Source organism: Actinoplanes sp. NPDC048791 (genome assembly GCF_040650095.1).
Lineage (GTDB): Bacteria > Actinomycetota > Actinomycetes > Mycobacteriales > Micromonosporaceae > Actinoplanes.
Genome location: NZ_JBEZGQ010000019.1, coordinates 1 through 24052, shown reverse-complemented (window position 1 = coordinate 24052; position 24052 = coordinate 1). Strand labels below are relative to the sequence as shown.

At 70.8% G+C, this 24052-nt stretch carries 24 protein-coding genes and 1 pseudogene; 11 read left to right on the top strand and 14 right to left on the bottom strand.

Annotation, left to right across the window (positions count from 1 at the left end):
- Window positions 1-133 precede the first annotated feature (133 nt).
- Window positions 134-820, top strand: coding sequence for a histidine phosphatase family protein (locus AB0C29_RS03455; protein WP_360814536.1), 687 nt, complete (start codon window positions 134-136; stop codon window positions 818-820).
- A 1-nt stretch (window position 821) separates the two neighbouring features.
- Here the strand turns inward: AB0C29_RS03455 and AB0C29_RS03450 are convergent, their stop codons facing one another.
- Window positions 822-1565, bottom strand: a complete 744-nt coding sequence (locus AB0C29_RS03450) for a maleylpyruvate isomerase family mycothiol-dependent enzyme (protein WP_360814534.1) — start codon at window positions 1563-1565, stop codon at window positions 822-824.
- Between the two features lie 37 nt (window positions 1566-1602).
- On the bottom strand, window positions 1603-3321 hold the full coding sequence (locus AB0C29_RS03445) for an IlvD/Edd family dehydratase (RefSeq protein WP_360814532.1): 1719 nt from the start codon (window positions 3319-3321) through the stop codon (window positions 1603-1605).
- An 83-nt stretch (window positions 3322-3404) separates the two neighbouring features.
- Between AB0C29_RS03445 and AB0C29_RS03440 the strand changes: the two genes are divergently transcribed.
- The 6 genes from AB0C29_RS03440 (at window position 3405) to AB0C29_RS03415 (ending at window position 8553) form a co-directional block, all read left to right on the top strand.
- Window positions 3405-4139 carry an IclR family transcriptional regulator gene (locus AB0C29_RS03440; RefSeq protein WP_360814530.1) on the top strand — a complete coding sequence of 245 codons (735 nt, stop codon included), beginning with the start codon at window positions 3405-3407 and terminating at the stop codon, window positions 4137-4139.
- Window positions 4136-5008, top strand: a complete 873-nt coding sequence (locus AB0C29_RS03435) for an SMP-30/gluconolactonase/LRE family protein (RefSeq protein ID WP_360814528.1) — start codon at window positions 4136-4138, stop codon at window positions 5006-5008. The genes AB0C29_RS03440 and AB0C29_RS03435 overlap by 4 nt, the downstream gene beginning before the upstream one ends.
- A complete protein-coding gene (locus AB0C29_RS03430; RefSeq protein WP_360814526.1) occupies window positions 5005-5847 on the top strand; it encodes a fumarylacetoacetate hydrolase family protein in 843 nt (280 codons plus the stop codon). The genes AB0C29_RS03435 and AB0C29_RS03430 overlap by 4 nt, the downstream gene beginning before the upstream one ends.
- The gene (locus AB0C29_RS03425) at window positions 5847-6866 is read left to right on the top strand and encodes an alcohol dehydrogenase catalytic domain-containing protein (protein ID WP_360814524.1); all 1020 of its coding nucleotides are present in this window, start codon (window positions 5847-5849) and stop codon (window positions 6864-6866) included. Before AB0C29_RS03430 ends, AB0C29_RS03425 begins: the two co-directional genes overlap by 1 nt.
- Before the next feature lie 40 nt (window positions 6867-6906).
- The gene (locus AB0C29_RS03420) at window positions 6907-7644 is read left to right on the top strand and encodes an SDR family oxidoreductase (RefSeq protein ID WP_360814522.1); all 738 of its coding nucleotides are present in this window, start codon (window positions 6907-6909) and stop codon (window positions 7642-7644) included.
- 81 nt (window positions 7645-7725) lie between these two features.
- A complete protein-coding gene (locus AB0C29_RS03415) occupies window positions 7726-8553 on the top strand; it encodes a hypothetical protein (protein ID WP_360814521.1) in 828 nt (275 codons plus the stop codon).
- Here AB0C29_RS03415 and AB0C29_RS03410 read toward each other — a convergent pair.
- The 9 genes from AB0C29_RS03410 to AB0C29_RS03370 form a co-directional block, all read right to left on the bottom strand.
- The gene (locus AB0C29_RS03410; protein WP_360814519.1) at window positions 8550-9542 is read right to left on the bottom strand and encodes an IS481 family transposase; all 993 of its coding nucleotides are present in this window, start codon (window positions 9540-9542) and stop codon (window positions 8550-8552) included. The two genes, AB0C29_RS03415 and AB0C29_RS03410, sit on opposite strands and share 4 nt — an antisense overlap.
- A 199-nt stretch (window positions 9543-9741) precedes the next feature.
- Window positions 9742-10182, bottom strand: coding sequence for a metal-sulfur cluster assembly factor (locus tag AB0C29_RS03405; RefSeq protein ID WP_360814517.1), 441 nt, complete (start codon window positions 10180-10182; stop codon window positions 9742-9744).
- Window positions 10179-10640, bottom strand: a complete 462-nt coding sequence (sufU, locus tag AB0C29_RS03400; RefSeq protein ID WP_360814544.1) for a Fe-S cluster assembly sulfur transfer protein SufU — start codon at window positions 10638-10640, stop codon at window positions 10179-10181. Before sufU ends, AB0C29_RS03405 begins: the two co-directional genes overlap by 4 nt.
- Window positions 10637-11866 (bottom strand): cysteine desulfurase, encoded by a 1230-nt coding sequence (locus AB0C29_RS03395; protein WP_360814515.1) that lies wholly within the window; start codon window positions 11864-11866, stop codon window positions 10637-10639. The genes sufU and AB0C29_RS03395 overlap by 4 nt, the downstream gene beginning before the upstream one ends.
- A gap of 14 nt (window positions 11867-11880) precedes the next feature.
- Window positions 11881-12645 carry a Fe-S cluster assembly ATPase SufC gene (gene sufC / locus AB0C29_RS03390; protein ID WP_360814513.1) on the bottom strand — a complete coding sequence of 255 codons (765 nt, stop codon included), beginning with the start codon at window positions 12643-12645 and terminating at the stop codon, window positions 11881-11883.
- Window positions 12642-12974, bottom strand: coding sequence for a non-heme iron oxygenase ferredoxin subunit (locus AB0C29_RS03385; RefSeq protein WP_360814511.1), 333 nt, complete (start codon window positions 12972-12974; stop codon window positions 12642-12644). Before AB0C29_RS03385 ends, sufC begins: the two co-directional genes overlap by 4 nt.
- The gene (gene sufD, locus AB0C29_RS03380) at window positions 12971-14104 is read right to left on the bottom strand and encodes a Fe-S cluster assembly protein SufD (protein ID WP_360814509.1); all 1134 of its coding nucleotides are present in this window, start codon (window positions 14102-14104) and stop codon (window positions 12971-12973) included. The genes AB0C29_RS03385 and sufD overlap by 4 nt, the downstream gene beginning before the upstream one ends.
- Before the next feature lie 41 nt (window positions 14105-14145).
- The gene (sufB, locus tag AB0C29_RS03375) at window positions 14146-15579 is read right to left on the bottom strand and encodes a Fe-S cluster assembly protein SufB (RefSeq protein WP_360814507.1); all 1434 of its coding nucleotides are present in this window, start codon (window positions 15577-15579) and stop codon (window positions 14146-14148) included.
- Complete coding sequence (locus tag AB0C29_RS03370; protein WP_360814542.1) at window positions 15576-16304, bottom strand: transcriptional regulator; 729 nt, start codon at window positions 16302-16304, stop codon at window positions 15576-15578. Before AB0C29_RS03370 ends, sufB begins: the two co-directional genes overlap by 4 nt.
- A gap of 128 nt (window positions 16305-16432) precedes the next feature.
- Here AB0C29_RS03370 and AB0C29_RS03365 point away from each other — a divergent pair, with 128 nt between their 5' ends.
- Window positions 16433-17362 (top strand): COX15/CtaA family protein, encoded by a 930-nt coding sequence (locus AB0C29_RS03365; protein ID WP_360814505.1) that lies wholly within the window; start codon window positions 16433-16435, stop codon window positions 17360-17362.
- Window positions 17363-17365: 3 nt separating this feature from the next.
- Here AB0C29_RS03365 and AB0C29_RS03360 read toward each other — a convergent pair whose 3' ends face one another.
- From AB0C29_RS03360 to AB0C29_RS03350, 3 genes are all read right to left on the bottom strand, one after another.
- Entirely contained in the window at window positions 17366-18289 is a 924-nt protein-coding gene (locus tag AB0C29_RS03360) for a helix-turn-helix transcriptional regulator (RefSeq protein WP_360814503.1), read from the bottom strand.
- Window positions 18290-18450: 161 nt separating this feature from the next.
- Window positions 18451-18747 (bottom strand): hypothetical protein, encoded by a 297-nt coding sequence (locus AB0C29_RS03355; protein ID WP_203763057.1) that lies wholly within the window; start codon window positions 18745-18747, stop codon window positions 18451-18453.
- A 227-nt stretch (window positions 18748-18974) separates the two neighbouring features.
- Window positions 18975-19931: a heme o synthase gene (locus AB0C29_RS03350; RefSeq protein ID WP_360814540.1), complete on the bottom strand. Its 957-nt coding sequence runs from the start codon at window positions 19929-19931 to the stop codon at window positions 18975-18977.
- A 178-nt stretch (window positions 19932-20109) separates the two neighbouring features.
- Here AB0C29_RS03350 and tkt point away from each other — a divergent pair, with 178 nt between their 5' ends.
- From tkt to AB0C29_RS03335, 3 genes and pseudogenes are all read left to right on the top strand, one after another.
- Window positions 20110-22326: a transketolase gene (gene tkt, locus AB0C29_RS03345; RefSeq protein WP_360814538.1), complete on the top strand. Its 2217-nt coding sequence runs from the start codon at window positions 20110-20112 to the stop codon at window positions 22324-22326.
- Between the two features lie 9 nt (window positions 22327-22335).
- The gene (gene tal, locus AB0C29_RS03340; protein WP_360814501.1) at window positions 22336-23475 is read left to right on the top strand and encodes a transaldolase; all 1140 of its coding nucleotides are present in this window, start codon (window positions 22336-22338) and stop codon (window positions 23473-23475) included.
- Window positions 23472-24052, top strand: a pseudogene (locus AB0C29_RS03335) (glucose-6-phosphate isomerase); the annotation flags it as partial. The gene tal and the pseudogene AB0C29_RS03335, both read left to right, overlap by 4 nt.

The following is a 24052-nucleotide window of genomic DNA, read 5'->3' as shown; positions in this document are numbered from 1 at the left end:
GCGCCCTGTGCCCGACGCGCAGGCGCCCTGTGCCGGACGCGCAGGCGCCCTGTGCCGGACGCGCGGGCGCCGCATGCTCCGGCGCGTTTCGGGCGGGCCGCTGCGGCCGCTGCGGACACGTTAGGGTCCGGGGATGGGCGTGGTCGCGGAGCTGATCCTCATCCGGCACGGGCAGAGCGCGGCGAACGTCGCGTTTCCGCTCGCCAACCAGCAGGGGCGGCTGGACTCCGGCCTGACCGGCCGGGACACCGATGTGGAGCTGACCGAGCTCGGGGTCGAGCAGGCGCGCGCGGTCGGGCGGTGGCTCGCCACGCTGTCGCCCGGTGAGCTGCCCGAGGTGGTGATCACGTCGCCGTACCGGCGGGCGCGGGAGACGTGGCGGATCGCCGTCGAGGCCTCCGGACTGTCGCTGCCCACGCCCAGCATGGACGACCGGCTCGTGGACCGGCTGACCGGCGAGCTGGAGATGCTGACCGACGCCGCGATCCGGCAGCGTTTCCCGGACGAGCCGGCCCGTTTCGAGCAGGACGGGGAGTACGCCTACCGGCCGCCCGGCGGCGAGACCTTCGGTGACATCGCCGAGCGGCTCTCCTCGTTTCTCGCCGACCTGAACGGCAAGCACGCCGGTGAGCGGGTCGTGGTGGTGGCCCACGACTCGGTGGTGCTGATGATGCGCTTCGTCATCGAGGGTCTGGAGCTCGCCGCGCTGCCGGGCATCGTCGAGCAGCACGGCCAGGTCCGCAACGCTTCGATCACCAGCTTCCGGGAGTCGTCAGGGCGTCTCGTGCTGGACCGCTACAACACGGTCGACCACCTCTGAGCTATTCCGTGTCGGTCCAGGCCAGGAACTCCTCGACGGCCTCGCGGTCGCCGTCCACGTCGATGCTCTCCAGCGGGATCCGCTTGTAGATCGCCAGCACCAGGTCGCTGGCCGAGCCGCGCATCGTCGCCAGCGGCTCGCCGCTGGCCGCCGGGCCGGACTTGGCCCCGGACGGGGTGAGGTCGACCAGCCAGGTCGGGCCCTCGACCGCCGACAGCGCGATCCGGGCCGGCCGGTGCGGCCAGGCGCCGATCGAGCCCAGGGTCACCACCAGCAGCTCGTCGATGGTGTCGACGGCGACCGCGGCCGGGACCGGCTCCGGCTTGCCGACGGTCTCCTGGGCGTCCCACGCGTGCACCGCGGCCTCCTGGACCTGGTGGCGGGCCACCGCGCCGGAGGTCATCGGCGCTTCCGTGGCGCCCCACCACGTCCAGCAGTCGCGGTCGGGGCCGGCCACGCGCAGCGCGTCGATCAGCAGCCGGGTCGACTCGGCCGACCACTCCACCAGGTCACCGACGGGGTCGCTGGTGACGAACTCGGGCGCGCTGTCGGCCGGGCCGGCCGCCACCACTTCGGCCCAGAAACGCTGGACGGAGCCCAGGTGCGCCACCAGGTCGCGCAGGGACCAGTCGGGGCAGCCGGGCACGCGGGCCCCGGTGTCACCCGTGGCGACCGCCTGACGGAAGGCGGCGGAGCGCTCGGCGATCAGGTCCAGCAGTTCGGGGAAGGGAAGCAGCTGCGTCATCCCGATGGTCTACCACCGGCGTGCGACAAGTTTCGGCTCAATGCGATTCCCGGCTCACCTCGTCGCCGCTGGAGCCGACGAGGAAGTCCAGGTCGGCGCCCACTTCGGCGCCCAGGACGGTGTCCACGTACAACTTCTGCCAGCCGCGGTCGGGACGGGCCAGCGCGGCCAGCAGGGCGGCGGAGGGCTCACGGGCGGCAAGTTCCTCGTCCGGCAGGTCGACCGACAGTTGCCTGTTCTCCACGTCGAGGATGATCCAGTCGCCGTCGCGGACCCGGTCCAGCGGTCCACCGGCGGCGGCTTCCGGGGCCACGTGCAGGACGACCGTCCCGTACGCCGTACCGCTCATCCGCCCGTCGCAGACCCGGACCATGTCGCGGACGCCCTGGTGCAGCAGCTTGGTCGGTAGTGGCATGTTCGCCACCTCGGGCATGCCCGGGTAGCCGCGCGGCCCGCAGCCGCGCAGCACCAGCACGGAGTCCGCGTCGACGTCGAGGTCCGGCGCGTCGATCCGGGCGTGGAAGTCCTCCACCGAGTCGAACACGACCGCCCGGCCGCGGTGCCGCAGCAGGTGCGGGCTGGCCGCGGCGGGCTTGATGATCGCGCCGGCCGGGGCCAGATTGCCGTGCAGCACCGCGATGCCGGCCTGCGGCAGCAGCGGCTTGTCGCGGGTGCGGATGACGTCCTGGTCCCAGATCTGCGCCTCGGTCAGCGACTCGACGAAGGGCCGGCCGGTCACGTCGATCGCGTCCGGGTCGAGCAGGTCGGCCACCTCGCGCAGCACCGCGGCCAGACCACCGGCCCGGTACAGGTCCTCCATCAGGTACTTGCCGGCGGGCTGGAGGTCGACCAGCAGCGGGACGTCCGCGGCGATCCGGTCGAAGTCGGCCAGCGTGAGCGGCACGCCGAGCCGGCCGGCGATGGCCAGCAGGTGCACGACGGCGTTGGTGGAGCCACCGAGCGCGGCCAGCGCGACGATCGCGTTGTGGAACGAGCCGGTGGTCAGCACCCGGCTGGGCCGGCGGTCGGCGGCGATCATCTCCACGATCAGCCGGCCGGTCTCGTGTGAGCGGGCCAGCAACCGGCTGTCCGGCGCCGGGGTGCCCGCCGTGCCGGGCAGCACCGTGCCGAGCGCCTCGGCGAGCAGGCCCATGGTCGAGGCGGTGCCCATGGTGTTGCAGTGGCCGCGGCTGCGGATCATCGAGGACTCGGACTCGAGGAAGGCGGCCTGGCTCAGGGTGCCCGCGCGTACCTCCTCGGAGAGCCGCCACACGTCGGTGCCGCAGCCCAGCGGGGTGCCGCGGAACGTGCCGGTGAGCATCGGCCCGCCCGGCACCACGACGGCGGGCAGGTCGACGGAGGCCGCGGCCATGAGCAGTGACGGGATCGTCTTGTCACAGCCGCCGAGCAGCACCACGCCGTCGATCGGGTTGGCCCGCAGCATCTCCTCGGTCGCCATCGCGGCCATGTTGCGCCACAGCATCGCGGTCGGCCGGACCTGGGTCTCGCCGATCGACACGACGGGCAGGTTCAGCGGGACGCCGCCGGCCTCCCAGATCCCCCGTTTGACGTGCTCGGCGACCTCGTCGAGGTGGCTGTTGCAGGGGGTCAGGTCCGAGGCCGTGTTGGCGATGGCGATCTGGGGCCGCCGGCCCTCGAAGGCCGAGTTCGGTGATCCCCGGCGCATCCAGGCGCGGTGGATGTAGGAGTTGCGGTCCTGGCCGGCGTACCACTGGGCGCTGCGCAGTTCAGGCATATAACTTCCAATAATCGGAACGCTGGGTGCCTATCTGGAATATCCGGTACGGTACGCCAGTGCCCCCGGATACCGCACCCCCCTTGGTCGGCACGGACCGTGTGCTCGCCGTCCTCACCGAGCTGGCGGGCCACGCCGACGGCGCCTCGCTGGAGGAGCTGACCCGGGCGGTGGCCAGTCCCAAGCCCACTGTGCACCGCGCCCTGGCCTCCTTGTGCCGCTTCGGCTTCGCCGCCCGCAACGGCCACGGCCGGTACGTGCTCGGCGACGATTTCCTGCGGCTGGCGTTCGCCCACCACGAGGCCCGCCCCGACCACCTGCGGATCGCCCCGGTGCTGACCGCGCTGACCGAGCGGTACGGCGAGACCGCGCACTACGCGGTGCTCGACGGCTACACGGTGGTCTACCGGGCCAAGGTCGACCCGGCCGCCGGGGCGTTGCGGCTGACCTCCACGGTCGGTGGCCGCAATCCGGTGCACAGCACGGCGGTGGGCAAGCTGCTGCTGGCGTACGCGCTGCCGGACGACGACGCGGTCACCGCCTGGGTCGGCGACCGCACCCTCCCCCAGCGCACGCCACACACTCTGACCAGCGCCGAGGCCCTCGCGGCGGAGCTGCGGACCATCCGCGCCCACGGGTACGCCGTCGACGACCAGGAGAACGAGCCGGGCATCGTCTGTCTCGCCGTACCCGTGTTCTTGGCGTCGCCGACCCGGCCCAGCGGGGCCGTCAGCGTCTCCGCGCCGGTCTCCCGCACCCCGCTGGCGACCCTGGTCGCCCAGGTCCAGGCCATCCGGGCGACGGTGGAGGCCCGATGAACCGGACCGCTGAGGTCGCCTCCACACAGAGCTTCATGCTCGGCGAAGGCCCCGTGTGGGACGCCCCGCGCGACCGGCTGCTCTGGGTCGACATCGACGCCGGCACGGTGCACGAGGGCCGGCTCGACGGCGACCAGGTGATCGTCACCGGCACTCAGAAACGGGACCGCACGGTCGGCGCGGTGGTCTGTTCGGCCGCCGGCGAGCTGCTGGTGGCGGGCGCGGAAACGCTGCTCACCACGCCGCCGACCCGGGTCGTCGCCGCCGGCTCCGGCCACCGTCTGAACGACGGGGCCTGCGATCCGGCGGGCGCGTTCCTGGTGGGCACGCTCGCCCTGGGCGACACCGAGGGCGAGGAGACCCTGGTACGCCTGGAGCGCGACGGCTCGCTGACCGTGCTCGACGACGACCTCAACCTGTCCAACGGTCTGTGCTGGAGCCCCGACGGCAGCCTGCTCTACAGCATCGACAGCGTCCCGGGCATCGTCTGGGTCCGCTCGTACGACGCGGCCACCGGCGTCACCGGGCCCCGCCGGGAGTGGCTGCGGATCACCGACGGGCTGCCCGACGGCCTGTGCGCCGACGCGGACGGGCACCTGTGGATCGCGATCTGGGGCGCCGGTGAGGTGCGCCGCTACACCCCCGACGCCCGTCCCGCCGGGATCGTCACGGTCGCGGCCCCGCACACCACCAGCGTCGCGTTCGTCGGGGCCGGCCTGGACCGGCTGCTGATCACCACCGCCACCGCCCACCTGGACGCGGACCAGCTGGCCGCGCACCCGCTGTCCGGCCGGCTCTTCCTGGCCGACGTCGGGGTCGCCGGGCTGCCGGTGACCCCGTGGGCCGGACCCAACCCTGGAGAGACATGAAACTGATGCGCATCGGCGACGCCGGCCTCGAGCGCAGCGTCGTCCGCGTCGACGACGACACCTACGTCGACACCGCCGACCTGGAGGCGCTGTTCTTCACCGCGCCGCAGGAGTTCCGGCAGGCCGTCGAGGCGCGGATCGCCGCCGGGCAGGTACGCCCGTTCGCCGGGGAACGGGTCGGAGCACCGATCCCCCGCCCGCACCAGATCCTGTGCATCGGGCTCAACTACCGCGACCACGCCGCCGAGACCGGGCAGGCTGTGCCGGCCGAGCCGATCCTGTTCACCAAGCCACCGAACACGCTGATCGGGCCGTACGACCGGGTGCGGCAGCCGCGCGGGTCCACCAAGCTGGACTGGGAGGTCGAGCTGGGCATCGTGATCGGCCGACGGGCGAGCTACCTCGACGACCACGACGCCGCCCGCGAGGCCATCGCCGGCTACCTGGCCAGCAACGACATCTCCGAGCGGGCCTTCCAGATGGAACGCGGCGGGCAGTGGTCGAAGGGCAAGTCGGCCGAGACGTTCAACCCGGCCGGACCGTGGCTGGTCACCCCGGACGAGATCGCCGACGTCAACGCGCTGGGCCTGTGGCTGGACGTCAACGGCGTCCGGCGGCAGACCGGCAGCACCGCCACGATGGTCTTCGACCCGTACGAGATCGTCCGCTACCTGAGCCAGTTCCTGGTCCTGGAGCCCGGCGACCTGATCAACACCGGCACCCCGCCCGGCGTCGGCATGGGCTTCGACCCGCCGGTCTGGCTGCGCCCCGGCGACGTCATGGAGCTGGGCATCGACGGACTGGGCAGCCAGCGCCAGACCGTGGTGGCCGCCCGCTGATGCGCGCCTTCGTGATCACCGGGCCGGGCCGGGCCGAGGTCCAGGAGGTCGAGCCGCCGGCGGCCGGTCCCGGTGAGGTCGTGGTCGACGTCGAACGGGCCGGCGTGTGCGGCACCGACATGGAGTTCTTCAGCGGCGCGATGTCGTACCTGCACACCGGCCAGGCGAAGTACCCGATGCGGATCGGCCACGAATGGTCCGGCACGGTCAGCGCCGTCGGGCCGGGGGTGGCCGAGACCTGGCTCGGCCGGCGGGTCACGGGTGACACCATGCTGGGCTGTGGGCGCTGTGCCCGGTGCCGGTCCGGGCGGCAGCACGTCTGCGCCGACCGGTACGAGATCGGCGTGCGCAACGGCTGGCCGGGGGCGCTGGCTGAGCAGTTGCCCGTACCGGTGAAGGCTCTGCAGGTCCTGCCCGAGCAGGTCGACGCGGCGCTGGGTGCCCTGGTCGAGCCCGGTGGCAACGCGCTGCGCGCGGTTCGCGGGGCGGCCCTGCCGCCGGGCGGGCGGCTGCTGATCCTGGGCCCCGGCGCGATCGGCCTGCTCACCGCTCAGATCGCCCTCGCCCAGGGTGCCGACGTGCACCTGCTCGGGCGCAGCGAGGCGTCGCTGGCCTTCGCCGCCTCGGTGGGCTTCCCGCAGGGCTGGACCGCCGAGACGCTGCCGGACCTGGCCTGGGACGCGGTCATCGACGCGTCCAACGGCCCGGAGCTGCCGGCGCTCGCTGCCGAGCTGGTCGAGCCGGGCCGGCGCGTGGTCTACGTCGGGCTCTCCGCCGAGCCCAGCCTGATCGACTCGCGAACGCTGGCCCTCAAGGACGTCACCGCCGTCGGGGTGCTCAGCGCCTCCGGTGGGTTCGCCGGGACGGTCGAGCTGTTCGCTTCGGGAGAGGTCGACCCGCGTCCGCTGGTCGCCGCCACCGTCGGGCTCGACGACGTGGCCGCGGTGCTGGCCGGCGAACGCCGCCCAGGCTGGGGTGACGGTCCCAAGATCCACGTCGATCCCCGGCTCCGGTCATGACCGGCCGCACCGGATATCGCCTGCCGTTGGAGGCCCAGGCATGACTGAGTTCGCCGGACTCACCGCGATCGTCACCGGTGCCGCCAGCGGTATCGGGGCCGCGACCGCCGCCCTGCTGCGCGAACGCGGCGCCCTGGTGGCCGGCCTCGACCTGGTCGAGCAGGACGCCGACCTGTCGGTGGTCTGCGACGTCGGCGACAGCGCGTCGGTGGACGCGGCCGTCGCCACGGTCGCCGAGCGCTGCGGCCGCATCGACATCCTGATCAACAACGCCGGCATCGGCGCGGTCGGCGACGTCACCGCGAACAGCGACGACGAGTGGCACCGGGTGCTCAACATCAACGTGGTCGGCATCGCGCGGATGTCGCGGGCGGCGCTGCCGTACCTGCTGGCCTCGCCGAGCGCCGCGATCGTCAACACCTGCTCGATCGCGGCACCGCTCGGCCTGCCGCAGCGGGCCCTGTACTCGGCCAGCAAGGGCGCGGTGGCCTCGCTGACCCTGGCGATGGCCGCCGATCACGTCCGGCAGGGCGTACGGGTCAACGCCGTCGTGCCCGGCACAGCCGACACCCCGTGGGTGTCCCGGTTGCTGAACGCGGCCGAGGATCCGGCGGCGGCCGCGGCCGCGTTGCGCGGGCGGCAGCCGACCGGGCGGCTGGTCACGCCGGCCGAGATCGCCCACGCGATCGCCTATCTGGCCAGCCCGCTGGCGTCCGCGACAACGGGCACGCTGCTGGCGGTCGACGGCGGCATGACCGGGATCCGCCTGCCCAGCTGAGACCGTCCACCGGGGACAGCGGCGCGGGTCGATCGTTGTTAGCGTCTGGGGCGCATCATCGCCGAGCTCACCGGGGGACCCATGTCGAGATTGCGCACGCTGGCCGGCCTGGTCGTGCTGGCGACCACCGGGCTGCTGATCACGCCTGCCGCGGCCCAGGCCGCGCAGCCGCCGTTGCGGGCGAACATCACCTGCGACTCGCAGACCGGTGCCGTCAAGACGTGGGCCTCCGGCACCCTGTTCACGCCGGGCACCCCGCCGGCGCCCGTGACTGTCGAGTTCCAGCGCCGGGGCGGGACGGTCATCACAGCCACGACGTCGGCGCCCCTCGCGTCGGCGCCGGTGCCATTGGTCGTCAAGGCCACGAGCACCAGTTCGGGCGAGGTCAACGCGACCGGCTACAAGACCACCTTCAACCCGGTGACCTCCGTGTTCTACCGGGAGAACCTGCTGGTCACGTTCAAGAACGCAGCCGGCGTCACCCTCACGACCCGGGAAGCGTCCTGCTACCACGACCGGCGGACCACGGTCACGCTGACCTGCGATCCGGCCGCGGGCACGGTGACCGTCGCAGTCGCCGGGGTCAACGGGCGGGCCGGCGCCGCGAACGGCGCGGGACGCCCGGCGCGCGTCGGCTACCGCTTCGCACGGACCGTCCAGCACGACGCGAACGATCCCCGTTTCCGCAGTGAGCTGCTCGGTCCCGGCTGGGACTTCGAACACCGGATCACCCAGGCGGCCGACGGCACGTGGTCCGACCCCGCCTTCGTCGACGCGACGATCACCAGCGACCCGTACTACTACGCCGAGGAGCTGACAGTCAGCGTCCTGGACACCTACGGCGCCGTCGTCGGGTGGGGCACCGCCCAGTGCACGCTCTTCGACGGCTCGGTGACACCGGCGGCCTAGGTGTGATGTCCAGCCAGGTTGTTCAACCGGGTGATGGGTGCCAGTTTGCCGATGGCGGTGTGGGGTCTGTGGTGGTTGTAGTCGTGCAGGAAGGCAGGTAGCGCAGCGCGGCGCGCGCTTTCGCTGGTGTAGAGCTTGGCGAAGGCCCAGCCGTAAGCGAGGGTGCGGTGGAACCGTTCGATCTTGCCGTTGGTCTGCGGGCGATAAGGGCGAGTTTTCTTCACCGTGATGCCCAGCTCGACGCAGGTGTCGCGCCAGAGATGCGCCTTGTAAGCGGAGCCGTTGTCGGACAGGACCCGTCGGGTCGTGACGCCGCGCTCGGCGAACCAGGCCACGGCCCGGCGTAGCACAGCGCTGGCGGTCATCGCGGTTTCGTCGTCGTGGATTTCGGCGTAGGCGACGCGGGAGTGGTCGTCGATGACGGTGTGCACGAACGCGGTGCCGAGCTTCGGGTTGCGGTATTGGTTGCGCGGCTTACCGGCGGTGGCGGCCCGGTTCTTCCTGCCTTGCTGGCGGCCGAGATAGCGCCAGCCGCCGCCGTCGGGCACGTTGCCGAGCTTCTTGACGTCGACGTGCAGCAGGTCGCCGGGCTGGTCGTGTTCGTAGCGGCGGATCGGCTCGCCGGTGACCCGGTCGAGGTGGGAGAGCCGGTTCGCCCGGTGGCGGGTCAGTACGGCGTGCACGGTGGAGGCGGCCAGGCCGAGTTGATCGGCGATCGGGACCGGCCCGAGGCGTCGTTTGCGGCGTAGGTGCAGAACCTTGCGGACCACGGGTGCCGGGGTGCGGGCCGGCTGCCGGTGCGGCCTCGACGAGCGGTCATGCAGGCCGGCTTCGCCTTCGGCTCGGTAACGCCCGGCCCACTTGTTCGCGGTGCGCCAGGACACGTCGTAGCGTTCGGCTGCTCGTGCGGGTGACCAGCCGCAGTCGACGATCAGACGCGCCAGCCGCAATCGCGCCCGAACAGTCAGCGCGGCGTTAGCGTGGGACATGAAGGCCTCCAAGCCTGGTCAGTGGGTCCTAGACAGCTCCACTGCACCGTTGGAGGCCTTCATCTGTTCACCAGATCCGCCCTGGATCGTCAGATCGAGTGGTCGCACTTCCTCGACCAACGTCCCCGGACATCACACCTAGGCACGAAAAACGCCGGGTCAGCTCGCTGACCCGGCGTTCTCGTGAAGCTGTGTGCTCTCAGACGTTGAAGCCCAGCGCGCGCAGCTGCTCGCGCCCGTCGTCGGTGATCTTGTCGGGGCCCCACGGCGGCAGCCACACCCAGTTGATCCGGAAGTCCTTGACCAGGCCGCCGCCCGGCCCGGTGGTCAGGGCCTGGCGGGTCTGGTCCTCGATGACGTCGGTCAGCGGGCAGGCCGCCGAGGTCAGCGTCATGTCCAGGGTGACCACGTTGTCGTCGTCGACGTGCGCGTCGTAGACCAGGCCGAGGTCGACCACGTTGATGCCGAGCTCGGGGTCGACGACGTCCTTCATCGCCTCCTCGATGTCGGCGATGGTCGGCTTCGACACGACCGTGCCGGGCGCCGCCTCCGCCTCCGCTACCACGGGGGCCGTCGCGTCGTCGGGACCCGCCGTGTCGGCCGCGTCCGAGGCGATCTCTTCCAGCGTCTTGTCCGTCATGCTGTCTTCACCTCCGGGCTCACGCCCACACCGGCGCGCGCCGCGGCGTCCTTGAACGCCATCCACGGCAGCAGCGCACACTTGACCCGGGCCGGATAGCGCGCCACGCCGGCGAACGCCACCCCGTCCCCGAGCACTTCCTCGTCGGGCTCGATCTGGCCGCGGCTCTGCATGAGCGCGACGAACGCCTCCTGCACCGGCGCGGCCTCGTCCACCGTGCGGCCCTGGAGCAGCTCGTGCAGCACGGAGGCCGAAGCCTGGCTGATCGAGCAGCCGATCCCGTCGTACGAGATGTCCTTGAGCGTGACGCCATCGACGGCGACCCGGAAGGTCACCTCGTCGCCGCAGGTGGGGTTGACGTGGTGCGCCTCGCCACCGAACGGCGCCCGCAGGCCCTTGCCGTGCGGATGCTTGTAGTGGTCCAGGATGATCTCCTGGTACAGCTGGTCGATCATCAGGCGAACACCTTCCGCACCTGCTCCAGACCGCGCGCCAGGGCGTCGATCTCGTCGGTCGTCGTATAGAGGTAGAACGAGGCCCGGGTCATCGCCGGGACCCCGAACCGCGCGCACACCGGGCGCGCGCAGTGGTGTCCCACCCTCACCTCAACACCGAGGTCGTCGAGAATCTGCCCGACATCGTGCGGGTGCACACCTTCGACCTCGAACGAGACCGTGCCGCCGCGGCCTTCCGGGGTGCCCGGGCCGAAGACCCGGACGCCCGGCACGTCCGCGAGGGCTTTCAACGCGTACGCGGTGAGCTCCTGCTCGTGCCGGTGGACGTTCTCCATGCCCAGCGCCGTCAGGTAGTCCACCGCCGCGCCCAGGCCGATCGCCTCGGTGATCGGCGGGGTGCCGCCCTCGAAGCGCGCCGGCGGCGGGGCGAACGTCGTGCCGCCCATCGTCACCGTCTCGATCGTCGACCCGCCGGCCAGGAACGGGGGCATGGCCTCCAGCAGCGCCATCCGCCCCCAGAGCACCCCGATGCCGGTCGGGCCGAGCATCTTGTGCCCGGTGAACGCGATGAAGTCGGCGCCCAGCTCGACCACGTCGAGCGGCAGGTGCGGCACCGACTGCGAGCAGTCCAGCATGACCAGCGCGCCGACCTCGTGGGCCCGGGCGACGATCCGCGCCGGGTCGTTGATCGTGCCCAGGATGTTGGACATGTGCACGATCGACACCAGCTTGGTGCGCTCGTTGACCAGCTCGCCGAGGGTCGACTCGTCGAGCCGGCCCTCGTCGGTGACGCCGAACCAGCGCAGGGTCGCGCCCGTGCGCTGGCACAGCAGCTGCCACGGCACGAGATTGGAGTGGTGCTCCATCTCGGAGACCACGATCTCGTCGCCGGGGCCCAGCTTGAGCAGATCCGCCGACGTGTACGCCACCAGGTTGATCGCCTCGGTCGAGTTCTTGGTGAACACGACCTCGTCGGGGCTGGGCGCCCCGATGAAGGCGGCGACCTTCGCGCGGGCATCCTCGTACGCCGTGGTGGACTCGGTGCCGAGCGTGTGCACGGAGCGGGACACGTTGCCGTTGTACTGCTCCTGGTGCGCCCGCATGGCGTCGAGCACCTGCCGCGGCTTCTGCGAGGTGTTCGCGCTGTCGAGGTAGACGAGCGGGTGCCCGTTGACCTCCCGGCTCAGGATCGGGAAGTCGGCACGCACCCGCGCCACGTCGAAGGTCATGATCGCCCCGATCCTCAGGCCCGCGCGCCGGCCACGTAACGCTCGTAACCTTCGGCCTCGAGCTGCTCGGCGAGCTCCGGGCCGCCCTCCTGGACGATCTTGCCGGCCACGAAGACGTGCACGTAGTCCGGCTTGATGTAGCGCAGGATGCGGGTGTAGTGGGTGATCAGCAGCAGGCCGGCCTCGCCGGAGGCGCGGACCCGGTTGACGCCCTCGCTGACGATGCGCAGCGCGTCGATGTCGAGGCCGGAGTCGGTCTCGTCGAGGATCGCCATCTTCGGCTTGAGCAGCTCGAGCTGCATGATCTCGTGGCGCTTCTTCTCACCGCCGGAGAAGCCCTCGTTGACGTTGCGCTGGGCGAACGCCGGGTCCATCTGGAGCTTCTCCATGGCACCGCGCAGCTCGCCGGCCCAGGTGCGCAGCTTCGGCGCCTCGCCGTCGATCGCGGTCTTGGCGGTGCGCAGGAAGTTGGCCACCGAGACGCCGGGGACCTCGACCGGGTACTGCATGGCCAGGAACAGGCCGGCCCGGGCGCGCTCGTCGACGGTCATCGCGAGGACGTCCTGGCCGTCGAGGGTGACCGTGCCGCCGGTGATCTCGTACTTCGGGTGCCCGGCGATGGAGTAGGCCAGGGTCGACTTGCCGGAGCCGTTGGGGCCCATGATGGCGTGCGTCTCACCCGACTTCACGGTCAGGTCGACACCGGCCAGGATCGGCTTCAGCTCGCCCTCGGGCAGCTTGACCGACACCTGCAGGTCGCGGATCTCGAGGGTGCTCACGGGTTGACTCCATTACTCGGCGTTGTCGAAACGTAGATGTCGCCGTCGCGGATCTCGACGGGGAAGGTCGCCACCGGCTCGGTGGCGGGCAGGCCGCTGGGCTCACCGGTACGCAGGTCGAAGCGGGAGCCGTGCAGCCAGCACTCGAGGGTGCAACCGTCGACCTCCCCCTCGGAGAGCGCGACGGCGGCGTGGCTGCACTCGTCCCGGACGGCGTAGAACTGGTCGTCGTCGGCGTGCACGACGGCGATGTCCACGCCGTCGAGCTCCGTGGTGATGACGGAGCCCTTGGCGACATCCGCGGCCGGGCCCACTAGCTCGAAACTCATGAACCCGCCTTCGCCAGCCTCGCCTCGATGGCGTCGCCCAGGCGCTCGCGCAGTTCCTCGACCGGGATCTTGTTGATCAGCTCGGCGAAGAAGCCGCGGACCACCAGCTTGCGCGCCTCGGACTCGGGGATGCCGCGGGCCATCAGGTAGAACAGCTGCTCGTCGTCGAAGCGACCGGTCGCGCTGGCGTGCCCGGCGCTGACCACCTCACCGGTCTCGATCTCGAGGTTCGGCACCGAGTCGGCGCGGGCGCCGTCGGTGAGCAGCAGGTTGCGGTTGATCTCGTACGTCTCCGTGCCGGTGGCCGCCGCCCGGATCACCACGTCGCCGACCCAGACGGTGTGCGCCGACCGGCCCTGCAGAGCGCCGCGGTAGCCGACGTAGCTGCGGCAGTCGGGCACGCTGTGGTCGACGAGCTGGCGGTGCTCGACGTGCTGGCCGGCGTCGGCGAAGTACAGGCCGTAGAGCTCGGCCTCACCGCCGCGGCCCGCGTACTCCACGCTGGCGAACTGGCGCAGCAGGCTGCCACCGAGGCTGACCTGCACGTGGACGACCTTGGCGTCGCGGCCCACCTTGAACTTGAGGTGCTGGGCCTGCACCGACTCGGCGTCCCACTCGGTGAGCGTGACGAAGGTGAGCTGGGCACCGTCGCCCAGCACCACCTCGACGTTGTCGGCCAGGGTCGCCGCGCCGGTCTGCTCCAGCACGACGGTGGCCTGCGCGAAGTTGCCCAGCTTGACGTAGGTCCGGGCGGCGGCCGCTTCGAGGCCCTGCCCGACGACCCGGATGACCACCGGCTCGGCCGCGACGGTGTCGGCGGCGACGTCGATCAGCGTCACGTTCGCCGCCGCGCCGTACGCCAGTGCGCTGATCCGGTCGAACGGCGTCAGCACCGCCTCGACCTTGCCCGCGTCGACCTGGGTGACCGACACGCCGGCCGGCAGGTCGCCGGGCGCGACGCCCGGCGCCGACCCGGTCAGCGTGGTCGCCGTGACCAGCTCCTTCAGGCGCTTGATCGGCGTGAAGCGCCACTCCTCCTCCAGGCCGCCCACGGCCGGGAAGTCGGTGACGTCGAAGGAGCGCAGCACCTGCGACTTGGTGCTCGGCGGGGCCATGGCCTCGGTAGTCATCTCGTCCTTGATCTCGTTTGTGAATAAAGGCCCGGGGGCGGTCAGCCGACCGCACCCTCCATCTGCAGCTCGATGAGGCGGTTCAGCTCGAGGGCGTACTCCATCGGGAGCTCCTTGGCGATCGGCTCGATGAACCCGCGCACGATCATCGCCATGGCCTCGTCCTCGGTCAGGCCCCGGCTCATCAGGTAGAAGAGCTGGTCGTCACTGATCTTGGAGACGGTCGCCTCGTGACCCATCGCCACGTCGTCCTCGCGGATGTCCACGTACGGGTACGTGTCCGAGCGGGAGATCGTGTCGACCAGCAGCGCGTCGCACTTGACCGTGCTGGCGCTGTGGTGCGAGCCCTCCATGACCTGCACGAGGCCCCGGTACGAGGTGCGGCCGCCGCCCCGGGCGATCGACTTGCTGATGATCGACGAGGAGGTGTGCGGCGCGGCGTGCACCATCTTGGCGCCGGCGTCCTGGTGCTGGCCCTCGCCGGCCATCGCGACGCTGAGCACCTCGCCCTTGGCGTGCGGGCCGGTCATGTAGACGGCCGGGTACTTCATCGTCACCTTGGAGCCGATGTTGCCGTCGACCCACTCCATGGTCGCGCCCTCTTCGCAGGTGGCGCGCTTGGTGACCAGGTTGTACACGTTGTTCGACCAGTTCTGGATGGTCGTGTACCGGCACCGGGCGTTCTTCTTGACGATGATCTCCACGACCGCGCTGTGCAGCGAGTCGGAGGAGTAGATCGGGGCGGTGCAGCCCTCGACGTAGTGGATGTAGGCACCCTCGTCGACGATGATCAGCGTCCGCTCGAACTGGCCCATGTTCTCGGTGTTGATCCGGAAGTAGGCCTGCAGCGGGATGTCGACGTGCACACCCTTCGGCACGTAGATGAACGAGCCACCCGACCACACGGAGGTGTTCAGCGCGGCGAACTTGTTGTCGCCGACCGGGATGACCGTGCCGAAGTACTCCTTGAAGATGTCCTCGTGCTCGCGCAGGGCGGTGTCGGTGTCCAGGAACAGGACACCCTGCTGCTCGAGGTCCTCACGGATCTTGTGGTAGACGACCTCGGACTCGTACTGGGCCGCGACACCGGAGACGAGGCGCTGCTTCTCCGCCTCGGGGATGCCGAGCTTGTCGTACGTGTTCTTGATGTCCGCCGGCAGGTCGTCCCAGGACGCGGCCTGCTTCTCGGTGGAGCGCACGAAGTACTTGATGTTCTGGAAGTCGATGCCGGTGAGGTCGGCGCCCCAGTTCGGCATGGGCTTGCGGTCGAACAGGCGCAGGCCCTTGAGCCGCAGGTCGAGCATCCACTGCGGTTCGTTCTTGAGCGCGGAGATGTTGCGCACCACCGCTTCGGACAGGCCGCGCTGGGCGGTCGCCCCGGCGGTGTCGATGTCGGCCCAGCCGTATTCGTACTTGCCCAGGGCGGCGAGGTGCTCTTCCTGGGTGACGACGGGCTGGACGATCTGCTCGGTCATTTATCTGTCCTCACAGTGGTGGCGGTCGAATCGGTTGTGCTGATCGCACGCGGCGGGGTGGGGATGTGCGTGGTGCACACCCCGTCGCCGTGCGCGATGGTGGCGAGGCGCTGCACGTGGGTGCCGATGAGCCGCGAGATGACCGCGGTCTCGGCGTCGCACAGCTGGGGGAACTCGGCGGCGACGTGCGCCACCGGGCAGTGGTGCTGGCACAGCTGCCCGCCGGACGCGATCGTCGTCGCGTTGGCAGCGTAACCCTCGGCGGTCAGGGCCTCCGCGAGCGCCTCCGCCCGCGCGATCGGGTCGTCGCCGGCCTCGAGCAACGCGGCCCGGCAACGCTCCTCCAGGGCCGAGACCTGAGCGGTGGCGAAGGCGGTGACCGCCTCCGGGCCGCCGTGCTCGGCGATCCACCGCAGGGCGGCGGTGGCGATGCCGTCGTAGAAGTGCGGGAAGCCCTCCCGGGCGGCCGCGGTGAGCACGAACGCCTTGGCGGGCCGGCCCCGGCCGCGCGGGCCCTGCGGCCGGGTCTCGCGGACCTCGACGAGCTGGTCGGCGAGCATCGCGTCGAGGTGCTTGCGGATGGCGGCGGGGCTGAGCCCGAGCTGGGCGCCGAGCTCGGCGGCGGTGGCCGCTCCGCTCTCGAAGAGCAACTGGGCGACCCGGTCACGGGTGCGCGCGTCGGCAGAAGGGGCCACCACGGCCACTCCCCCGCTCCTCGCCAGCACTCCGTTTTTCACTACGCCAACGTTACGTAATTCCTGGAGTCCCTGCAAACCGGCACCCTGGTGATCCAGGACACCGCCCGCCCCGGGCGCGCTCAATCAAGATCAAATTCCGGCGTACGATGCCAGAGGTGAGCAATGGCACCCTGCTGCGCCGACTGGCCCTGGCCTCGCTGATCGCCAACATCGGCCTGGTGGTCACGGGCGCGGCGGTCCGCCTGACCCGATCGGGCCTCGGCTGCCCCACCTGGCCCCGATGCACCGAGGAGTCGTACACGTCGACGCCCGAGATGGGCATCAACGGCGCGATCGAGTTCGGCAACCGGGTGCTCGGCATCATGCTCGGCCTGATCGCCCTGGCCTGCTTCATCGCCGCCCTGCTGCAGAAGCCGCGACGCCGGTCGCTGATCCTGCTGGCGCTGGCGGCCGGGCTGGGCATTCCGGGTCAGGGTGTGATCGGCGGGATCACGGTGCTGACCGACCTGAACCCGTGGGTGGTCGGCCTGCACTTCCTGCTGTCGATGGCGCTGATCGCGACGACGTACGCGCTCTGGAAACGCACCAGGGAGGGCGACCGCCCCCGCCGCACCCTGGTCCGCACCCCGCTGCCGACCCTGGCCCGCCTGACCGCCCTGGTCAGCGGGGCCGTGATCGTGGTCGGCGTGATCGTCACGGGCAGCGGCCCGCACGCCGGCGACGAGAACGCCAAGCGCAACGGCCTGGACCCGGCCACCATCTCCCAGGCCCACGCCGACCTGGTGTTCCTGCTGATCGGGCTGTCCGTGGGCCTGTGGTTCGCGCTGCGTGCCGTGCAGGCCCCGGCCCCGGCGATCCGGGCGGCGGGCGTCCTGATCGTGGTCGAGCTGTCCCAGGGCCTGATCGGCTTCGTCCAGTACTTCACCCACCTGCCGGTGATCCTGGTGGGAGCCCACATGCTCGGCGCCTGCCTGGTCTGGGTGGCGACCCTGAGCGTGCTGTGGAGCCTGCGCGAACGCCCGTTCCACGAGTCACCGCAGAGCGCCCCACCGGTCCCGGCCGCGATCCCCGAGCCCGTCGCCTGACTCTCAGTGCTCGGCGACCCAGTCCCGCGGGTCGCCGAAGTTCAGGTCGCCCACCCCGGCATCCGCGAGCGCCCCGACCACGACAGTGCGGCGGTAGGCGGCGAACGTCAGCACATGGGCGATGAGCCCGCCATAGGTGTACACCTGCGGCGGACTGCACTGCGCATGCACGAAGGTGTCATCGAGCCGGCCCTCGGCGACGGCCTGCCGTACGTGGGTCAGGAAAGCCGGACCCACCTCCCCGAGCCGGTCCCGCATGCCGGCCAGGCTCTCGTTCCGCTCGACGTCCCAGTCGTAGTCGCGTAGCGCGAGGGCCTGGTTCCACATGTCCATCTGACCGATGAGCCGCGACAGCAGCGAACGCACGGTGGGATCGTCGTCCACCTGCCCGGGCGCCGGCACCGGCCGGTCCAGAAGGCGGCCGTCCACGGTGCCGGCCCGGCTGACCAGTTCCCCGAGCAACCAGACGTGGTGCTCGACCATCTTGCTGACCAGATCCATCGAACTCGCCTCGCTTCCTTCGTGGTGGTGGCGGGCGGGCATCCTCAGGCCCGCCGGCGGATGAAAGTGCACCCCGCTGGGTGCCGCGAGCAGCACGGCGGTGGGTGCTTGGCGCCACGCCTGCGGCGTCTGGCCGTACGCGCGGGTGAAAGCTCTCGTGAACGCCTCGTGGGAGCCGTAGCCGGCCTCGACGGCGACGTCGAGGATTCCGGTGTGGGTGTCGAGCAGCCGGAAGGCGGCGCGCTCCAGCAGCACTCGGCGCCGGAACCGGGCGGGAGTCTCACCCGAGGCGGCGGCAACCAGCCGATCGAGGTGCGAACGGGAAAGATGCAGCCGGCCGGCCAGGGCGTCGCTGTCGACCGCGTGGTCGTCGAGACAGTCGGCGACCCCGGAGAGGAACACCGCGAAGGTGTCGGACGGATTCACGTCCCTGAGCCTGCCAGCGTGGGGTGGGCGGTCGCTTGACCGTTTCCACCAAGCTCAGCGGTGGTGTGCCGGGCGATCAAGACATACGAAAGCGGCCCGGAAGTTTCCGGGCCGCTGTAACGGACAAGGACTGTATGTGGGGAGGCGGAGTAACCCCGGGCTCAGCGCGCCATGCTTCGGCGGGACATCGAGCGCCACAGGTCGTTGCTCGGGCGCATCTGCTCCATGAGCTCCCGCTCCCATGCGTTTTCCACTTCGACGCCTGCTGTTTCGCATGCCTTGCGGGCGACGTCGGTGCCGTCGGCGGCGAACTGGTCGGTCCACTCGCCGTCCTCGCCGACCAGGACGATGCGGGCGCCCCGCTTGCCGACGTACTCGATGACCGCCTTCGCACCGCCGTGGCCGACGGCGAACGACTTGATGTCGGCGGTCAGTGTCGTATCGGAACCTTCTGCCATGACTCGCAGCCTAGGCAGACTTCCGGCCTTGGCAAGCACACCCAGTGCGTTTTTGTGATGGCAATTACCTGCGGGTTTAAGCGCTACGGACATTGTTTTCGACCGATACTGCCCGAATTGCACCCCAGGTCAGGTTCCACCTAACGGGGTACGGAGCGTGACCTCGCTAACGCAGATAACGGGCATTCTGTGCGACGTGCGTGAATGTCATCACGCATTGCCACCACTCAGACGAGGGCGTCGACCGCCACCGCGATGAACAGAATCGTCAGATACGTGTACGACCAGTGGAACAGCCGCATCGGCTTGAGCGGCTCCCCGCGCCGCGAGCGCAGCACCAGCCGCACCGCCTCGGACAGGAAGACCGCGCCCGACAGCACCGCCGTGACGCCGTAGATCGGGCCCAGGCCCAGCGGCCACGCCGCCAGGGACGCCACCAGCATCAGCACCGTGAAGATCAGGATCTCGGCGTTGACCCGGCCGACCGAGCGCACCACGGGCAGCATCGGGATGCCGGCGCGGGCGTAGTCGTCCTTGTACTTGATGGCCAGGGCATAGAAATGCGGCATCTGCCAAAAGAACACAACCGCAAAAAGCGCCCATCCGAGCGGGGCCACCGAGCCCGTCACCGCGGCCCAGCCGATCAGCACCGGGGCCGCTCCGCAGATGCCGCCCCAGAAGGTGTTCGCCGGGGTCCGCCGCTTCAGCCACAGCGTGTAGACCACGTCGTAGTAGAAGATGGACGCCGCCGTCATCGCCGTGGCGAGCCAGTTGGTGAAGGCGCCCATCAGGACGACCGACACCACCGCCAGCACCAGGCCGAAGATCAGCGCCGAGCGCGGGGTGACCGTGTGCGCCGGCAGCGGGCGCCGCTTGGTGCGCCGCATCAGCTGGTCGATGTCGCGGTCGATGTAGCAGTTCAGCGCGCTCGCCGCGCCGGCCGCCAGGGACCCGCCGACCAGCACGACCGCCATCAGCCACAGGCTGGGCCAGCCGTCCGCGGCGAGCATCATCGCCGGGATCGTGGTCACCAGCAGCAGCTCGACGATCCGCGGCTTGGTCAGCGAGACGTACGCCTTCACCACGGCGCCGATGTCGCGGCGACCTCCCGGCCGGCCCGCCGGGGGCGGGACCGCCTCGAGAAGACCGGGCGACCGCCCCTGGTCGGGACGCTCGGTGATCATGCTCACGGACAGCCACCTTCCGGCATCGGCGAGGGTGTGGAACAGAGCCGTGGCCGATGGGGACCGGCCGGCACGTTCGATCAGACTACGCGCAGCCCGGGGCGCCCTCCGGTCGACCCGGCACGGGTGTACGGCGTCACAGGCCGCAAGGTTCACTGTCCGCTCTCAGCGTATGGGCCTGTGCCGTTCCCCGGGCGGGGGTTTACCGGGAATGGATAGGGTCAAGTCAAAAGGATTCGACACACCATGCCCGAGGAGCGCAACCGACGTGGCTGCCAAAGACGATTTGAACTGGTCCGACCTAGACCGCCGGGCGGTCGACACCGTCCGGGTGCTGGCCATGGACGCCGTCGAGAAATCCGGTAACGGCCACCCCGGCACGGCGATGAGCCTCGCGCCCGCCGCGTACCTGCTCTTCAACCGGGTCATGCGCCATGACCCGACGGATCCGCACTGGGCCGGCCGGGACCGCTTCGTTCTCTCCTGTGGCCACTCCAGCCTCACCCTCTACATCCAGCTCTATCTGTCCGGCTACGGCCTGGCGCTGGACGACCTGGCCGCGCTGCGCCAGTGGGGCTCGCTGACCCCCGGGCACCCGGAGTACGGCCACACCCCCGGCGTCGAGGTCACCACCGGCCCGCTCGGCCAGGGCATCGGCAACGCCGTGGGCATGGCGATGGCCGCCCGCCGCGAGCGCGGCCTGTTCGACCCGAACGCCGACGGTGACTCGCTGTTCGACCACAACGTGTACGCGCTGTGCTCCGACGGCGACATCGAGGAGGGCGTGAGCCACGAGTCGAGCGCCATCGCCGGCGTGCAGAAGCTCGGCAACCTCACGCTGATCTACGACGACAACGAGATCTCCATCGAGGACGACACCCGGATCGCCAAGAACGAGGACGTCGGCGCCCGGTACGCGGCCTACGGCTGGGACGTGCGGCACGTCGACTGGCGCAAGGGTGACCCGGACAAGGGCACCGAGTACCAGGAGGACGTCGAGGCGCTGTACGCGGCGATCAAGGCGGGCCAGGAGGTCACCGACCGGCCCACGTTCATCGTGCTCAAGACGATCATCGGCTGGCCCGCGCCGAACAAGCAGAACACCGGCAAGATCCACGGTTCCGCGCTGGGCGAGGACGAGGTCCGCGCGACCAAGGAGATCCTCGGCTTCGACCCGAACAAGACCTTCGACGTCGCCGACGAGGTCCTGCAGCACGCCCGCCAGGTCGTCGAGCGCGGCCGCGCCGCGCACGCCGAGTGGGACAAGTCCTTCGAGGCCTGGGCCGCGAGCAACGCCGAGGGCAAGGCCCTGTTCGACCGGCTGTCGACCCGTACGCTGCCGCAGGGCTGGCACGAGGCGCTGCCCGAGTTCCCGGCCGACGAGAAGGGCATCGCCACCCGCGCCGCCTCCGGCAAGGTCCTCGACGCGCTGGCGCCGGTGCTGCCCGAGCTGTGGGGCGGCTCGGCCGACCTGGCCGAGAGCAACAACACCACCATGAAGGGCGAGCCGTCCTTCATCCCGAGCGAGTACGCCACCAAGGCGTTCCCGGGTCACGAGTACGGCCGCACGCTGCACTTCGGCATCCGCGAGCACGGCATGGGCTCGATCCTCAACGGCATCGTGGCGCACGGCGGCACCCGCCCGTACGGCGGCACGTTCCTGGTCTTCAGCGACTACATGCGGGGCGCCGTCCGGCTCTCCGCGCTGATGAAGCTGCCGGTCACGTACGTGTGGACGCACGACTCCATCGGCCTGGGCGAGGACGGTCCGACGCACCAGCCGATCGAGACGCTGTCCGCGCTGCGCGCCATCGTCGGCCTCGACGTGGTCCGCCCGGCCGACGCCAACGAGACCGCGTGGGCCTGGCGCGGCGCCCTGGAGCACACCGACCGGCCGACCGCGCTGGCGCTGTCCCGGCAGAACCTGCCGACCATCGACCGCAGCAAGTACGCCTCGGCCGAGGGCACCCTCAAGGGCGGCTACGTCGTCTCCGAGGCGACCGGCGGCGAGCCCAAGGTCATCCTCATCGGCACCGGCTCCGAGCTGTCCATCTGCCTCACCGCGCAGGAGCGGCTGGAAGCCGAGGGCACCCCGACCCGGGTCGTGTCCATGCCCTGCCAGGAGTGGTTCTTCGAGCAGGACACGGCGTACCAGCAGCAGGTCCTGCCGCGCGGCGTCAAGGCCCGGGTGACGGTCGAGGCCGGCATCCGGATGAGCTGGGACCGCCTGCTGGGCGAGGCCGGCGAGGCGGTCAGCATCGAGCACTACGGCGCCAGCGCCCCCGCCAAGGTGCTGTTCGAGCAGTTCGGGTTCACCGCGGACAACGTGGTGGCCAAGGCCAACGCCGCCCTCGCCAAGGTCGGCGAAATCACCGGTCACACGACCGGAAACTGAGGAGTAGCGATGACCGACAGGCTGGCTGAGCTGTCCGCCGCTGGTGTAGCGGTATGGCTCGACGATCTCTCCCGCGTCCGCCTGCAGAGCGGCTCGCTGGACAAGATGCGCCGCGAGCAGCACGTGGTCGGCGTGACCACGAACCCGACCATCTTCGCCAAGGCACTCGCCGACGCGGACGCCTACGACGACCAGCTCAAGGACCTGGCCGCGCAGGGCGTCACCGTCGAGGAGGCCGTACGGCTGCTGACGTCGTACGACGTGCGCTGGGCGTGTGACGTGATGAAGCCGGCGTACGACGCGTCCAACGGTGTCGACGGCCGGGTGTCCATCGAGGTCGACCCGCGCAGCGCGCACCTGACCGAGAAGACCGCCTCCGAGGCCAAGACGCTGTGGTGGCTGGTCGACCGGCCGAACCTCTACATCAAGATCCCGGCCACCCAGGCGGGCCTGCCGGCGATCACCTCGACGCTGGCCGCGGGCATCAGCGTCAACGTGACGCTGATCTTCTCGCTGGAGCGCTACCGGGCCGTCATGGACGCGTTCCTGGCCGGCATGGAGCAGGCCAAGGCCAACGGCCACGACCTCACCAAGATCGGTTCGGTCGCCTCGTTCTTCGTGTCCCGGGTGGACACCGAGATCGACAAGCGGCTCGACAAGATCGGCAGCGAGGAGGCCAAGGCGCTGCGGGGCAAGGCCGCCGTGGCCAACGCGCAGCTCGCGTACCAGGCGTACGCCGAGGTCTTCAGCTCCGACCGCTGGCAGGCGCTGGCCGACGCGGGTGCCCTCCCGCAGCGGCCGCTCTGGGCCTCGACCGGCACGAAGAACCCGGACTACAAGGACACCATCTACGTCGAGGAGCTGATCGCTCCCGGCACGGTGAACACCATGCCGGAGTCGGTCATCAAGGCGTTCGAGGACCACGGCGAGGTTCGCGGCGACACGGTCACCGGCTCCTACACCCAGGCCCAGAAGGTGATGGACGACGTCGCCGCCGCCGGTGTCGACCTGACCGACGTGTTCCGGGTCCTCGAGGACGAGGGCGTCGAGAAGTTCGAGGCCAGCTGGGCCGAGCTGCTCGAAGACGTGAAGAAGTCTCTGGCCGCCGCCGCGAAGGGTTCGGACAGCCCGAGCGACGCCGCTAAGTGACCGACGACCTGCTCGCGGGCGTGGAGGCCGCCGCGGGGTTTGCCGTTCACGGCAGCCCGGCGACGGCTTCCCGCCGCGAGCTGGTCGCGCACGGCATTCCCGGCCTGCTCGCCGGCAAGGACCCCACCCTGTGGGGACCCGAAGCCGAGGGGCGGGCGCTCGACCGGCTCCGCTTCCTGGACGCGTACCGGGGCGGGGCCGAGCTGCTTCCCCTGATCGCCGAGCTGCACGAGGTGCTCGGCGATCTCAGCAATGTGGTGCTGGCCGGTCCCGGCCGGGCCGCCGGGGCCGTCGCCCGCACGCTGGGCCGGCTGCTGACCGTGCTGGACGATCCGGATCCGCATCCGGTCCGCGCCCTGCTCGACGACCCGGCCCGGCTGCGCCGCACCGTCGTGGTGCTGGCCGACGAGGTCCTGGGCAGTGTGTTCTGGCAGGCGTACCGCGATCTGGGCCTGACCGCGGCCGAGGCGGGACGGCATTTCGTGCTGCTGGGCGGACCGCTGCCGGAGCTGGAGGCAGCCGGCGCGGTGACCGTCCCCGCCGAGCCCGGCGCGCTGGGCGCCGCCACTCTGGTGCC

Coding starts and splice junctions, on each gene's coding strand:
- AB0C29_RS03455 (WP_360814536.1), top strand. CDS start 134: ATGGGCGTGGTCGCGGAGCTGATCCTCATCCGGCACGGGCAGAGCGCG.
- AB0C29_RS03450 (WP_360814534.1), bottom strand. CDS start 1,565: ATGACGCAGCTGCTTCCCTTCCCCGAACTGCTGGACCTGATCGCCGAG.
- AB0C29_RS03445 (WP_360814532.1), bottom strand. CDS start 3,321: ATGCCTGAACTGCGCAGCGCCCAGTGGTACGCCGGCCAGGACCGCAAC.
- AB0C29_RS03435 (WP_360814528.1), top strand. CDS start 4,136: ATGAACCGGACCGCTGAGGTCGCCTCCACACAGAGCTTCATGCTCGGC.
- AB0C29_RS03430 (WP_360814526.1), top strand. CDS start 5,005: ATGAAACTGATGCGCATCGGCGACGCCGGCCTCGAGCGCAGCGTCGTC.
- AB0C29_RS03425 (WP_360814524.1), top strand. CDS start 5,847: ATGCGCGCCTTCGTGATCACCGGGCCGGGCCGGGCCGAGGTCCAGGAG.
- AB0C29_RS03420 (WP_360814522.1), top strand. CDS start 6,907: ATGACTGAGTTCGCCGGACTCACCGCGATCGTCACCGGTGCCGCCAGC.
- AB0C29_RS03415 (WP_360814521.1), top strand. CDS start 7,726: ATGTCGAGATTGCGCACGCTGGCCGGCCTGGTCGTGCTGGCGACCACC.
- AB0C29_RS03410 (WP_360814519.1), bottom strand. CDS start 9,542: ATGTCCCACGCTAACGCCGCGCTGACTGTTCGGGCGCGATTGCGGCTG.
- AB0C29_RS03405 (WP_360814517.1), bottom strand. CDS start 10,182: ATGACGGACAAGACGCTGGAAGAGATCGCCTCGGACGCGGCCGACACG.
- AB0C29_RS03395 (WP_360814515.1), bottom strand. CDS start 11,866: ATGACCTTCGACGTGGCGCGGGTGCGTGCCGACTTCCCGATCCTGAGC.
- AB0C29_RS03385 (WP_360814511.1), bottom strand. CDS start 12,974: ATGAGTTTCGAGCTAGTGGGCCCGGCCGCGGATGTCGCCAAGGGCTCC.
- sufD (WP_360814509.1), bottom strand. CDS start 14,104: ATGACTACCGAGGCCATGGCCCCGCCGAGCACCAAGTCGCAGGTGCTG.
- sufB (WP_360814507.1), bottom strand. CDS start 15,579: ATGACCGAGCAGATCGTCCAGCCCGTCGTCACCCAGGAAGAGCACCTC.
- AB0C29_RS03355 (WP_203763057.1), bottom strand. CDS start 18,747: ATGGCAGAAGGTTCCGATACGACACTGACCGCCGACATCAAGTCGTTC.
- AB0C29_RS03350 (WP_360814540.1), bottom strand. CDS start 19,931: ATGATCACCGAGCGTCCCGACCAGGGGCGGTCGCCCGGTCTTCTCGAG.
- tal (WP_360814501.1), top strand. CDS start 22,336: ATGACCGACAGGCTGGCTGAGCTGTCCGCCGCTGGTGTAGCGGTATGG.